Below are 13,725 nucleotides of genomic sequence, written 5' to 3' on the forward strand. Positions count from 1 at the left end.
TTTGAGCATTGCCGGACCAGAATCGGTCCGGCAGCGCACAATTAGATCGAGGTACGACGATAATGACGGTATTGCGGCAGCCAGAAGTTGTTGGCAATCGCCTGCGACAGCACATCTTCGGAGGTGACGACGGCGACACCCGCCAGCTGCGCCGCTTTGCCGACTTCCATGGCGATGATTTTCGACACGCCCTGGATATCTTTGATTTCCGGCAGTACCGGACCTTCACCATCATTCACCAGCGGCGAGCAGTCGGCCAGCGCCCGGCTGGCGGTCATCAGCATGGTGTCGGTGACGCGGCTGGCACCTGACGCGATAACACCCAGACCAATTCCCGGAAAGATGTAGGAGTTGTTGCACTGGGCGATCGGGTAGGTTTTACCGTTCCAGCTGACCGGCGAGAACGGACTGCCGGTAGCCACCAGCGCTGCACCGTCGGTCCAGGCAATGATATCGGCTGGCGTGGCTTCAACGCGTGACGTCGGGTTCGACAGCGGCATCACAATCGGGCGTTTGCAGTGTTTGTGCATCTCGCGGATGATCTCTTCGGTGAACAGCCCTGGCTGACCCGATACCCCAATCAGAATATCCGGATGGGCGTTGCGCACCACGTCGAGCAGCGAAATCGCGTCACTGGTGACATCCCAGTGCTGAAGGTTTTCGCTCTTCTGCACCAGTCTGCTCTGGAAGTCGAGCAGGTTAGGCAGCTTGTCGGTCAGCAGACCAAAGCGATCCACCATCATCACCCGGCTGCGCGCTTCTTCATCGCTCAGGCCTTCCGATTTCATCTGGGCAATAATCTGTTCGGCGATGCCACAGCCGGCGGAACCGGCACCGAGGAATACCACCTTCTGTTCGCACAGGCGGCTACCGGCTGCGCGGCTGGCGGCGATCAGCGTACCCACGGTAACCGCGGCGGTACCCTGAATGTCGTCGTTAAAGCAGCAGACTTCATCGCGGTAGCGGTTTAGCAACGGCATGGCGTTCTTCTGGGCGAAGTCTTCGAACTGCAACAGCACTTTCGGCCAGCGACGTTTAACCGCCTGAATAAAGTCATTAACGAAAGCGTCGTACTCTTCGCCGGTAATACGCGGATGACGCCAGCCCATGTAGAGCGGATCGTTCAGCAGCTGCTGATTATTGGTACCGACATCCAGCACCACCGGCAGGGTATAAGCCGGACTGATACCGCCACAGGCGGTGTAGAGCGACAGCTTACCGATCGGGATGCCCATGCCGCCGATGCCCTGGTCACCCAGACCCAGGATGCGCTCGCCATCGGTGACGACAATGACCTTCACGTTCTGTTTGGTGGCGTTCTGCAGCATATCTTCGATGCGGTCGCGGTTCGGGTAAGAGATAAACACCCCGCGTGCCCGGCGATAGATTTCAGAGAAGTGTTCACAGGCGGCGCCGACGGTTGGGGTGTAAATGATCGGCATCATCTCTTCGAGATGGTTGTCCAGCAGGCGATAAAACAGCGTTTCGTTGGTGTCCTGGATGTTACGCAGGTAGACGTGCTTATCGTTATTGTTTTTGAAGTCCTGGAACTGACGCCAGGCACGCTGCGCCTGTTCTTCAATCGACTCTACCGCTTCCGGCAGCAGACCATTGAGATTAAATTCGTTACGTTCTTCGATGCTAAAGGCACTGCCTTTGTTGAGGAGGGGGAATTCCAGCAAAATCGGGCCAGCGTAAGGGATGTAGAGCGGACGTTTACTTTCGTAGTCGAGTTCCATGCAGTGATGCTCCGGTTGCAGTGTTGTCTGGCGTCACGCCGGAAAGGTAGCGCCAGTTTACTTACCCGTTATAGCTCAGGCTGCAGGAGCAGTGCAGCGGCAGGTCTCCGCTGCGAATCATTCACGTACTTGCTGCCATCCTGCAACCCGAATTATTCAGAGTAATTTGTCATGACGTGAATTCTGGCGCCAGATCCTATGAAATTTCCCGCAGAAGTACAGCATTTGTTCATAAAAGGTCACAAAACTGTGGCCTTTCTGACAGTGGGTTATCCTTTGTGCAATCTCACCGACAGCAGCTCACTGCAACCAACAGTCTGTAAGGTTGCCTGCGTGGCGGCAAACTGGCTGAGCGTGGCATTTTCTACTTCTGCCAGCACCGCTCTTTTTATCTGACCACTGTGCCCGCCCTGCATATTCAGTAGCACCAGCGCGGCCTGAAGCGGCGGAAAGCTGGGGTTAAACGCGGCATTCTCAGCATAGCGACCGGTCACAATGGTGCCGGACTCGGTTTCCAGCGCTACGCCGCTGTGTGACTGGCTGTACGGCGCGTGGCTGGCATTGGCGGCGGCCACGGCGGCCTGCACCAGCGCATCTCCCTCAGCGCTGTAACCGTGGTCGACCGCATCCATCAGCAGGGTTGTGATGTCGAGATCGCGCGGGCCAAAGGAGTCTGGCAGATAATCGGCCAGGGTACTGATGGCGCGCTGCGGCAGCGAAATACGAATCCCGGTACCGCTGTTGAGTTCATTCATAAACTGACGGCAATGGCCGCACGGGGTGTAGTTAACCGTGATGGTTTCCAGCCGGCGTTCGCCGCGCAGCCAGGCGTGGGTAATCGCGCTCTGCTCAGCGTGCACCGTCTGTTGCAGTGGGGTGCCGACAAATTCCATGTTGGCGCCGAAGTACCAGTTACCACTGGTGCCGCGGGCGATCGCCCCGACGTTAAAGTGCGACACCGTGGCCACCGCACAGGCTGCTGCCAGCGGCAGCAGCGCCAGCGCCAGCGCATCGGCGTCCATCTGAGTCTGTTGCTGCAGCGATGCGATCTGGTCGGCGCGCAGCACTGCCTGAAAGTCAGGCGCGTCCAGCAGCGGAGCCAGCGCGGTTTGCAGAGTTGACGGCAACGCCTCGAAGGCGGAGAGGAAACGTGAATGCATGAGAGCCTCATTAAATTCAGCAGGACGATATGCCAGTCACCGGTTTATATGTGATCCCCGTCGCTCTGACAATGCAACCTGTGTTGCATGTTTCAACTTTGCGAGATCTATCGCAAAGTTTTAGCCAAACCAGTGCAGCAGTAGCGGAAAAATAAACGGTGCCAGCAAAGAAGTAATGATGCCGCAAATCACCAGCGCCAGTGAACTGAACGCCCCTTCCTGATAATCGACTTCAGCCGCCCGGGCGGTTCCGAGGGCATGGGAGGCGTTACCGATGGCCAGACCGCGCGCCGCTTTCGATTTGACGCCCAGCAGGTTCAGCAGCATATGCCCAAACACCGCCCCCAGCACGCCGGCGATCAGTACACAGATGGCGCTGATCGCCGGGATGCCGTGCAGCGATCCGGAGACCGCCATTGCGATGGGCGTGGTGACTGATTTGGGAATAATGGTGGCGGCAATTTCCGGCGTGGCGCCCAGCCATAGGGCGATAGCGGTGCCCGATATCATGGCGGTCAGGCTCCCGATAAAGCAGACCCCAATGATCGACTTCCAGCGGGCGCGAATCTGATGCATCTGCTCGTACAGCGGCAGCGCCAGGGCGACCACCGCCGGTTGCAGCAGCTGGTTAAGAATCTGACTGCCGGCAAAGTAGCGCGAGTAGGGCAACTGCAGCAGCAGCAGGATCGGGATGATAATCGCCATCGCCACCAGCAGTGGATTGAGCAGCGAGATTTTCAGGGTCAGCGCCAGCTTGCGCGCCAGAAAGAACGCCGCCAGGGTCAGCGGCAGAGACCACCAGATATCACTCATCGTTTGGCTCCCGGAGCGGACGACGGCTGTGCAACTGGTGGGCGCTGACGCCGACCACCGCCAGCACCACAAAGGTACTGACGACGCAGGAGATGACGATCGGACCAAACTGGGCGCTGAGAATATCGGTATGGCTCATGACGCCGACGCTAATTGGCACAAACAGCAGCGCCATATAGCGGATGATCAGATGGCAGCCCGGTTTCACCCAGTTGACCGGCAGGATTTGCGACGCCAGCAGGGCAAACAGAATCAGCATCCCGAGAATACTGCCAGGAATAGTGATCGGCAGCAGCGAGGCGATGCCGTTGCCACTGTATAAGCAGAGATAAATGATGATAAAGGCACGAAGGTAGCGCCCGCAGACAGACAGCACGGTGAGCATGACAGGCTCCTGTTTTCACTGTTGTTCATCATACGCATTAACCGCTTAGCGTGCTAGCGATCACATAAAAGCCCGACAGACCGATGCCCGGATCAGCAGGTTTAGCGGGATATCAGCAAAGCAGGGGGAAGCGGCGCGGGGGAAAACGTGACGGCTGAAATCGCAGAGATAAAGCAGAATCTCCCCTTACACCGGCAACCTGGCGTAAGGGGAGTGAAGCGTGAGGGATTATTTAACCGGCATGCCCGGTACCGCACCGCTGTCTACCGACAGTACAAACAGATCTTTACCGCCCGGTCCCGCCGACAGCACCATCCCTTCGGAGATGCCAAAGCGCATTTTACGCGGCGCCAGGTTAGCAACGATGATGGTCATCTTGCCGACCAGCACGGACGGATCGGGATAGGCCGCACGAATGCCGGAGAAGATCTGACGCTTCTCGCCACCCAGGTCGAGTTGCAGACGCAACAGCTTGTCTGAGCCATCGACCAGCTCCGCCTGCTCAATCAGCGCTACCCGCATATCGACTTTGGCGAAATCGTCGATGGTGATGGTGTCACCAACCGGCGCATCCGCCAGCGGACCGCTAACCGCCGGGGCGCTGGCCGCTGCGGCATCCTCTTTCGACGCCTCAATCAGGCCTTCGACCTTCGCCATTTCAATCCGGCTGTAGAGCGCTTTAAACGGCGCAACCTGATGATCCAGCAGCGGCTGTGGAATCGCATCCCAGCTCAGTTCGCAGTTAAGGAAGCCTTCTGCGCGCGCGCTCAGCGACGGCAGCACCGGCTTCAGCCAGGTCATCAGCACGCGGAACAGGTTAATCCCCATTGAGCAGATTGCCTGCAGATCGGCGTCACGGCCTTCCTGCTTCGCGACTACCCACGGTGCCTGCTCATCAACGTAGCGGTTTGCCAGGTCGGCCAGCGCCATAATTTCACGGATTGCGCGGCTGTATTCGCGGCTCGCCCAGGCTTCACCGATCTTCTCTGACGCATCAACAAAGGTCTGATAGAGCGCCGGATCGGCCAGTTCAGCCGCCAGCTTGCCGTCAAAGCGTTTGGTGATAAAGCCGGCGTTACGTGATGCCAGGTTAACCACTTTATTGACGATGTCAGCGTTGACGCGCTGAACGAAATCTTCCAGGTTCAGGTCGATGTCGTCGATGCGCGAAGAGAGTTTTGCCGCGTAATAGTAACGCAGGCTGTCAGCGTCCAGATGCTGCAGCCAGGTGCTGGCTTTAATAAAGGTGCCGCGTGATTTCGACATCTTGGCACCATTGACCGTCACATAACCGTGGACAAACAGGTTGTTCGGTTTGCGGAAGTCGCTGCCTTCCAGCATCGCCGGCCAGAACAGGCTGTGGAAGTAGACGATATCTTTACCGATAAAGTGATACAGCTCGGTGGTGGAATCTTTACGCCAGAATTCGTCGAAGTCGATATCGCCACGCTTGTCGCACAGGTTCTTGAACGAGCCCATATAGCCAATAGGCGCATCCAGCCAGACGTAAAAATATTTGCCTGGCGCATCCGGGATTTCAAAACCGAAATAGGGCGCGTCACGTGAGATATCCCACTGCTGCAGGCCTGATTCGAACCACTCCTGCATCTTGTTAGCGACCTGATCCTGCAACGCACCGGAACGGGTCCAGGCCTGCAGCATGGCGCTGAACGATGGCAGATCAAAGAAGAAGTGTTCCGAGTCGCGCAGCACTGGCGTCGCACCGGAGACCACCGACTTCGGATCAATCAGTTCGGTCGGGCTGTACGTCGCGCCGCAGACTTCACAGTTATCACCGTACTGATCGGCAGACTTACATTTCGGGCAGGTGCCTTTAACAAAACGGTCCGGCAGGAACATCCCTTTTTCCGGATCGTAAAGCTGAGAAATGGTGCGGTTCTTAATAAAACCGTTCTCTTTCAGGCGACCGTAAATCAGCGCCGACAGCTGGCGGTTCTCATCACCGTGGGTCGAGTGATAGTTGTCATAGCTGACGTTGAAACCGGCAAAATCGGCTTCATGCTCTTGTTTCATTTCAGCAATCATCTGCTCTGGCGCAATGCCCAGCTGCTGTGCTTTCAGCATAATCGGCGTGCCGTGCGCGTCATCAGCGCAGATGAAGTAAACCTGATTGCCACGCATTCGCTGGTAACGCACCCAAATGTCTGCCTGGATATGCTCGAGCATATGGCCGAGATGGATTGATCCGTTCGCGTAAGGCAGCGCGCAGGTTACCAGAATTTTTTTAGCGACTTGAGTCATAGTTTGCGTAGCTTTCTGTTGATTGAAAAAACGGGCTTAGATGGTAACCGAAGGCTCCGCTGGCGTAAACACAAGGGATTCGCCACCGGCAGTCGCCGCGAAACAGTGGCCATCTGATATCATTGAAAATACATCGCTGAAGCACAGCGTAAGAACAGCATAAAAAAGGAGTGGGGGATGACAGTACAATCCCGGGAACCGCATACGCCTGAAGCCCTGCGCGCCATCGTGGTCGGCGTACTGAGAGGCTTTGAGCATCCGACGCTGCAACAGAATCTCACTGCGCTGAAAGCGTTGCATCACGTGGCACAGCTGGACGGTAAGCTGCATATCGAACTGATCATGCCGTTCGCCTGGGCCAGCGCCTTTGAAGAACTGAAAGCGCAGACCAGCGCCGAGCTGCTGCGCCTGACCGGCACGCGCGCGATTGACTGGCGTTTAAGCCATGATATCGCCACCCTGAAGCGGGTGAAAAACCAGCCTGGCGTTAACGGCGTGAAAAATATTATCGCCGTCAGCTCCGGTAAAGGCGGCGTGGGCAAATCCAGTACCGCCGTCAATATGGCGCTGGCGCTGGCCGCAGAGGGCGCGCGCGTCGGCATCCTCGACGCCGATATCTATGGCCCGTCGGTGCCCAACATGCTGGGCACCGAACATGAACGTCCTACCTCGCCCGATGGGACCCATATGGCACCGATTATGGCGCACGGGCTGGCCACTAACTCGATTGGCTATCTGGTGACTGACGATAACGCCATGGTGTGGCGCGGGCCGATGGCCAGTAAAGCGCTGATGCAATTGCTGAACGAGACGATGTGGCCGGAGCTGGATTATCTGGTGCTGGATATGCCGCCGGGCACCGGCGATATCCAGCTGACGCTGGCGCAGAATGTTCCGGTGACCGGCGCGCTGGTGGTCACCACGCCGCAGGATATTGCGCTGATCGACGCCCGCAAAGGCATCGTGATGTTTGAAAAAGTCAGCGTGCCGGTGCTGGGCGTAGTCGAGAACATGAGCCTGCACATCTGCAGCCAGTGCGGCTTCCACGAACCGATTTTCGGCACTGGCGGGGCGCAAAAGCTGGTGGCTGATTACCACACGCAGCTGCTGGCCCAGCTGCCGTTGCACATTAACCTGCGTGAAGATCTGGATGCGGGCCAGCCGACGGTAATCCGCCGGCCGGACAGTGAATTCACCGCGCTCTACCGCCAGCTTGCCGGACGGGTCGCCGCCCAGCTTTACTGGCAGGGCGAGGTCATTCCTGGCGACATCGCCTTCCGCGCACTTTAAGCCCGACCCGACCCGCTGGTGTATTCAGACGCCAGCGGGTAGTGCATCAGCACATAGCCTCCCTGTTCCCCTTCGCCCTGCGCAATCATCTTCCAGCCATGCTTCAGATAAAATGCCTGCGCCGCTTTGTTCATCGTCAGACACTTCAGCGCGCCGGTCGAGGTGAAGCGCGCCTGAACCGCTTCCAGCAAGGCACTGCCTGCACCGCGGCCCTGCCAGTCGGGGTCGACATACAGGCTATGCAGGAAATTATCATTCTCCAGCAGGCCGGCAAATCCGACGCGCTGCCCGTCACAGTCGGCTACCAGTACGGTTTCACCGAGGATAACGCCATCAAAATCTTCCAGCTGCCAGTCGCTGCCATCCAGCCAGCGCCAGTTATGCCGCCGCGCCGCCAGAAACAGCGTACGCAAAAAAGGCCGATCGGCTTCAGTAAACGGACGAATCTCCACAAGTCAGCTCCCTTTATCTCTGGTCTTACAAAGCTAGCAGCGATTGGCCGAAAAGATTTGAAAAGTATAAAGCGGGTTAATTGTCCCGACATTCCCTGTACACTGCCTCGCGGGCCAGAGAGCATCCCGCTTTCCGCGTTTGATAGCTTTCGTTTATTTGATTGATAACGACTGCATATTAGATGTTGGCCCGAAAATTCTGTAACGTACATCACATAATTCAACGGAGGCCATCAGATGTCTATTATCAATACCAAAATCAAGCCGTTCAAAAACGCAGCATTCAAAAACGGCGAGTTCATCGACGTAACCGAGAAAGACGTTGAAGGTAAATGGAGTGTGTTCTTCTTCTACCCGGCTGACTTCACTTTCGTTTGCCCGACCGAACTGGGCGACGTGGCCGATCACTACGAAGAGTTCCAGAAACTGGGCGTAGATATCTACTCCGTTTCAACTGACACCCACTTTACCCACAAAGCCTGGCACGGTTCTTCAGACACCATCGCCAAGATCCAGTACGCAATGATCGGCGACCCGACTGGCGCGCTGACCCGTAACTTCGAAATCATGCGTGAAGCGGAAGGCCTGGCTGACCGTGGTACTTTCATCGTTGACCCGGAAGGTATCATCCAGGCGATCGAAATCACTGCTGAAGGTATCGGCCGTGACGCCTCTGACCTGCTGCGTAAAGTGAAAGCGGCACAGTACGTTGCTTCTCACCCAGGCGAAGTGTGCCCGGCGAAATGGAAAGAAGGTGATGCAACACTGGCTCCATCTCTGGACCTGGTTGGCAAAATCTAATCCCGCTTCGGCCTTTCGATCTTTCTCTCATCGGGTGCCACGGCACCCGATTTTTTGACCAGGATATCACTATGCTCGACACAAATTTGAAGACGCAACTCAAGGCCTACCTTGAGAAATTAACCAAACCTGTTGAGTTGATTGCCACTCTGGACGAGGGTGCCAAATCAACCGAGATCCGTGAGCTGTTGGTCGACATCGCAGGCTTGTCTGATAAAGTCAGCTTCCGCGAAGAGAACGATCGTCAGGTCCGCAAGCCGTCGTTTTTAATCACTAACCCAGGCTCGAACAGCGGTCCGCGTTTTGCCGGTTCGCCACTGGGTCACGAATTTACCTCACTGGTGCTGGCGCTGTTGCAGACCGGTGGGCATCCGTCAAAAGAAGCGCAAAGCCTGCTGGATCAGGTTGCCGCGCTGGATGGCGATTTCCATTTCGAAACCTACTATTCGCTGTCATGCCATAACTGCCCTGACGTGGTACAGGCGCTGAACCTGATGGCGGTGCTGAATCCACGCATCAGCCACACCGCGATTGACGGTGGCCTGTTCCAGAATGAAATTCAGGAACGCAACGTGATGGGCGTGCCGGCGGTTTACCTCAACGGTAAAGAGTTTGGTCAGGGCCGCATGAGCCTGGCGGAAATCGTCAGCAAAGTTGACACTAACGCCGATAAACGTGCCGCAGAAGAGCTGAACAAGCGTGACGCATACGACGTGCTGATTATTGGTAGCGGCCCGGCGGGCGCAGCAGCAGCCATCTATTCTGCCCGTAAAGGCATTCGCACCGGTCTGATGGGCGAGCGTTTTGGCGGTCAGGTGCTGGACACCGTTGATATCGAAAACTATATTTCTGTGCCGAAAACCGAAGGGGCAAAACTGGCGGGCTCACTGCGCGCTCACGTCGATGATTATAATGTCGATGTGATTGAGAGCCAGAGCGCGATCAAGCTGATCCCGGCGGCTGCTGTGGGTGGCCTGCATGCGGTTGAAACTGCCTCCGGCGCGGTACTGAAGTCACGCAGCATCATCCTGGCAACTGGCGCACGCTGGCGTAACATGGGTGTGCCGGGCGAAGAAGAGTACCGCACCAAAGGCGTCACCTACTGCCCACACTGTGATGGCCCGCTGTTTAAAGGCAAGCGCACCGCAGTGATCGGCGGCGGTAACTCCGGCGTTGAAGCGGCGATTGACCTGGCCGGTATCGTTGAACATGTGACGCTGCTGGAGTTTGCCGGTGAAATGCGCGCTGATCAGGTGCTGCAGGATAAACTGCGCAGCCTGAAAAACGTGGATGTCATCCTGAATGCCCAGACCACCGAAGTGAAAGGTGACGGCAGCAAGGTAACCGGTCTGCAGTATATCGACCGTACCAGCCAGACTACTCACGAACTGGCGCTGTCCGGCATTTTCGTTCAGATCGGTCTGCTGCCTAACACTCCATGGCTGGAGGGCGCGGTTGAGCGCAACAAAATGGGCGAAATCATCATTGATGCCAAGTGCGAAACCAGCCTGAAAGGCGTGTTCGCGGCGGGTGACTGCACCACGGTTCCGTACAAGCAGATCATCATCGCCAGCGGCGAGGGTGCGAAAGCCTCACTGAGCGCCTTTGATTACCTGATTCGTACCAAAGCGGCTGAATAAGTTTTGCGATAGCCACGCAACAGCCCCTCGACTGATGTTGAGGGGCTTTTTTTTTAATATCCCGCCAGCGTCATCAGCATCATCCACAGCGGCGTCGTCACCGCAGCAAACAGCGTCGAAAACAGCATGCTGGCGGCAGCCGGGCCGGTAATCACATTAAACTTCTGCGACATCAGGTAGACGTTGACCCCGACCGCCATCGATCCCAGCAGCACCACCACTTTACTCTCCAGCGGCGGCAGGCCGGTCAGCCAGGCGATGGCCCACACCGTCATCGGTTGCAGCACCAGCTTGAGCAGGCAGAGGGTATAACTCTCTTTCAGTCCTTCCCGCACCCGGTAATGGGCGAGGCTCATGCCAAGGGTAACCAGCGACAGCGGGGCGGCGATCGATCCCAGCATCCGCAGCGGTTCAGCAGCCAGCAGCGGCAGCGGACGCTGCAAAAAACTCCAGCCGGTACCGCTGAGAATGCCAATAATCAGCGGGTTCTTTAGCACGCCGATCGCGGTGCGCCCCAGCCCCTGCAGCGAAAAGCTGCCCTGTTTCGCCCACTCAACCGAGACCGTCAGCAGGGTCCAGAGGATCAGGCTGTTAAACACCAGTACCAGCGCCACCGAGGGCAGGGACGCGGGCCCCAGCAGTACCGTCGCCACCGGAATGCCGAGCATCACGTTGTTGGAAAAGATGCCGCCCAGCGCGAAGACCGAGCCAGCAACGCCATCCAGCTTAAACAGCCTTTTGGCCACTATCCGGCCGACGATAAACACCAGCAGGCAGCTGCCAAAGAAGGCCAGCAGCAGCCGCGCATCAACCGGCGGGCTTTGATAAAAATGGCTCATCACGCCAAACAGCATGCAGGGCAGCGCGACGTTGAACACGAAGCGGTTCATCCCTTCGCTGATGCTGGCAGGCCATTTACCCAGTCGCGTCAGGCCGTAGCCCAGCAGGATCAGAATAAACAGCGGTGCGGACAGATAGATTTGATGGCTTAAGCTTTCAAACAGCAGTGGCATAGAGAGAGTCTGGTCAGACGATGATTAATTACCAGACTAACAAATTGCTAACTAACTGTTAACTTTAACGGTGTCTGAACCGCTCGCCGTCAGGACAGTTATCCCAGCCAGCGGCGCGCCTGTTGATCGCTGATATCCCGGTAATAGACACGATGAATTATTTTGCCGCAGCGCAGACAGCGGGCGGAAATATAGGTGGAAAGATAATGTCTGCCATTTGGTGCGATAGCACCGTGACGTTCGATAGTAATGTCCTGCCATCGATGGCGGTGAGGAATAAGCGCTGACAATCGCATCATACATCCTGAATAGTATGAAGTTCCACTCCTGGAGTAGTTTAACTCCATGAAATGAGGTGTTTTTTTCGGCGATGCTGTAAGCAGGCTAATTATTATGGCTGGCTACCGTTTAAGGGCGGAAACCGATGCCGCGATCGGCAGCACCTGATCTCTGGCTTAAATGGCTACCTCGAAAGGGGTAGTTTTATGGCCCGCAGCATTAAGCCTGTTTTTGCTGCGGCGAGAATTGATCAGGATCATGTGAAGTGTCACCGGCGCGAGGATGGCTGACGCGACTGTGGCTTGCTTTCGCGACGCCACCTCCTTATGCTGCAGGCTGTAACACGACTCGGGGTGCCGCTTTCCGTCAGGAAAGGGCTGAGAAATACCCGCTGACCTGAACTGGATAATGCCAGCGTAGGTTGCCAAGATTCCGATTAGTATTCATGTGGTTACATTTCTTTTTGTCCGTGTGTAGTGCACCTAAGGTACAAAAAGAGCGTGATCATGAGGTACAAAACCCTTCCATACACCTTTCAACGAAACGGTAACTACTACCTACAGATCCGGCTTTCAAATGGTCGGATGTATAAAAAATCACTCCTCACTGACAGCTATCGTGAAGCCGCTGCTTTGATGGTTCGCATCACTCCACATCTTCCTTTTGTTAAATCATTAGCAACTCCGATCTCGATGCTTGATGAATTTGTGTCAAACCTGATTTTGTCAGAACGTAGGGCTGCGAAAGTTCCACTGTTACCCAGCCTATCGATTGTTGTTCCTGCTGAAATCGAGGAGTCACCGGCACAAGTCGAGCCGGAAAACGTGTTAACTCTCTCTGATGTTTGGGCTATGTACAAAGACGAAAAGGGGCGTAATTGGACTAAATCGATCTCAATGGCGTATGAACGTTACATTGAAGTATTGTTTGTAGCGTTGGGGCAAACTACGGACGTAACTGCGATCACTAAACAGGACATTAGACAGGTGATGGAAGTTGTTGAGAATTTACCTAAGCGTGTTGTCCAACCATATCGCTCAATGAATGTTCAGCAGTTGATAGATTGTGATGACGTGTCACCTGATGAGCTTGTAGGTGTTGAGGCTATCCATAAGCATCTTAAGCTCTACAAATCCTTGTTCAAAACATTTCTCACCGATAGCAAAGATATTTTATCTAAGTCGCCAACTGATGGCGTAGTAGCGGCACCATCAAAAGCCAGATTTGGTGCATACAGTTCGACGGAGATGAAGAAGTTTGTAGAGTGGGCACTTAAGCAGCCAGATAGTTGGCTGAAGTGGATTACATTGTTGTTGGCGTATACTGGAGCCAGGAGGAGTGAAATTGCCAAACTGGAAAAATCACAAATCAAATATGATGAGGATAGCCAGCGGTATTATTTTCTGATTGCAGAAGGAGGGCAGGGGAAAACAGAAAATGCCACTCGACAAGTAGCGATCCACCCTAAGTTGATCGAATGGGGTTTCATGGAATACGTTGGTCGCCAGTGGAAAGAGCGGATTTTTTCAGAAGTGGCAGGTACGAACATGACGAAAATCGGTAAAGAATTTGCTGCTGTGCGTGATCAGCTCGGCATTCCGTACTTAGACGATTTTGGACAGCGGAGGCTTTTGCATAGCATTCGTCATTCTGTTTGCTCTACTGCGATGGCTGGATGGGTAAAGAACATCCTGCATCTTCAACAAACAGTAGGCCATGAGAAGAGTGGAGGGATAACCAAACGCTACTTACATACGTTCCCACTATCGTCCGTTTGTTATGTTATTGATGGGATTTGTTGGGTCAGACAATAAATCCTGAATGAATTTTGGTTGGTTCTAAATTAATTATACAACAAATTGGGTTTCATAAGAGAGGTATAATTAAAAGA

Annotated in this window: 12 protein-coding genes; 4 read left to right on the top strand and 8 right to left on the bottom strand. The window is 55.2% G+C overall.

Annotated features, from left to right (window positions below):
* Positions 1–41 precede the first annotated feature (41 nt).
* From AABB92_RS02035 to metG, 5 genes are all read right to left on the bottom strand, one after another.
* Positions 42–1,739 (bottom strand): NAD-dependent malic enzyme, encoded by a 1,698-nt coding sequence (locus AABB92_RS02035; protein WP_031377133.1) that lies wholly within the window; start codon positions 1,737–1,739, stop codon positions 42–44.
* 269 nt (positions 1,740–2,008) lie between these two features.
* A complete protein-coding gene (gene cdd, locus AABB92_RS02040; RefSeq protein ID WP_031377134.1) occupies positions 2,009–2,899 on the bottom strand; it encodes a cytidine deaminase in 891 nt (296 codons plus the stop codon).
* A gap of 120 nt (positions 2,900–3,019) precedes the next feature.
* Positions 3,020–3,712: a CidB/LrgB family autolysis modulator gene (locus AABB92_RS02045; RefSeq protein ID WP_031377135.1), complete on the bottom strand. Its 693-nt coding sequence runs from the start codon at positions 3,710–3,712 to the stop codon at positions 3,020–3,022.
* Positions 3,705–4,097: a CidA/LrgA family protein gene (locus AABB92_RS02050; RefSeq protein ID WP_031377136.1), complete on the bottom strand. Its 393-nt coding sequence runs from the start codon at positions 4,095–4,097 to the stop codon at positions 3,705–3,707. The genes AABB92_RS02045 and AABB92_RS02050 overlap by 8 nt, the downstream gene beginning before the upstream one ends.
* A 228-nt stretch (positions 4,098–4,325) precedes the next feature.
* Entirely contained in the window at positions 4,326–6,359 is a 2,034-nt protein-coding gene (gene metG / locus AABB92_RS02055; RefSeq protein ID WP_031377137.1) for a methionine--tRNA ligase, read from the bottom strand.
* 177 nt (positions 6,360–6,536) lie between these two features.
* On the opposite strand from metG, the gene apbC reads away from it, so the two are divergent.
* Positions 6,537–7,649 carry an iron-sulfur cluster carrier protein ApbC gene (gene apbC / locus AABB92_RS02060; protein ID WP_046288202.1) on the top strand — a complete coding sequence of 371 codons (1,113 nt, stop codon included), beginning with the start codon at positions 6,537–6,539 and terminating at the stop codon, positions 7,647–7,649.
* Here apbC and AABB92_RS02065 read toward each other — a convergent pair.
* On the bottom strand, positions 7,646–8,101 hold the full coding sequence (locus AABB92_RS02065) for a GNAT family N-acetyltransferase (RefSeq protein ID WP_031377138.1): 456 nt from the start codon (positions 8,099–8,101) through the stop codon (positions 7,646–7,648). The genes apbC and AABB92_RS02065 overlap by 4 nt on opposite strands.
* 237 nt (positions 8,102–8,338) lie before the next feature.
* Between AABB92_RS02065 and ahpC the strand changes: the two genes are divergently transcribed.
* Both ahpC and ahpF read left to right on the top strand, forming a co-directional pair.
* A complete protein-coding gene (gene ahpC, locus AABB92_RS02070; RefSeq protein WP_010617942.1) occupies positions 8,339–8,902 on the top strand; it encodes an alkyl hydroperoxide reductase subunit C in 564 nt (187 codons plus the stop codon).
* Positions 8,903–8,973: 71 nt separating this feature from the next.
* Positions 8,974–10,542, top strand: a complete 1,569-nt coding sequence (ahpF, locus tag AABB92_RS02075; RefSeq protein ID WP_031377139.1) for an alkyl hydroperoxide reductase subunit F — start codon at positions 8,974–8,976, stop codon at positions 10,540–10,542.
* Positions 10,543–10,595: 53 nt separating this feature from the next.
* On the opposite strand, the gene AABB92_RS02080 is transcribed toward ahpF, so the two are convergent.
* Positions 10,596–11,555: an AEC family transporter gene (locus tag AABB92_RS02080; RefSeq protein ID WP_031377140.1), complete on the bottom strand. Its 960-nt coding sequence runs from the start codon at positions 11,553–11,555 to the stop codon at positions 10,596–10,598.
* Between the two features lie 98 nt (positions 11,556–11,653).
* Positions 11,654–11,851: a hypothetical protein gene (locus AABB92_RS02085; protein WP_031377141.1), complete on the bottom strand. Its 198-nt coding sequence runs from the start codon at positions 11,849–11,851 to the stop codon at positions 11,654–11,656.
* A 489-nt stretch (positions 11,852–12,340) separates the two neighbouring features.
* Here AABB92_RS02085 and AABB92_RS02090 point away from each other — a divergent pair, with 489 nt between their 5' ends.
* The gene (locus AABB92_RS02090) at positions 12,341–13,648 is read left to right on the top strand and encodes a tyrosine-type recombinase/integrase (RefSeq protein ID WP_031377142.1); all 1,308 of its coding nucleotides are present in this window, start codon (positions 12,341–12,343) and stop codon (positions 13,646–13,648) included.
* Positions 13,649–13,725: the final 77 nt, after the last annotated feature.

This window comes from Pantoea brenneri (assembly GCF_038594305.1).
Taxonomy (GTDB): domain Bacteria; phylum Pseudomonadota; class Gammaproteobacteria; order Enterobacterales; family Enterobacteriaceae; genus Pantoea; species Pantoea brenneri.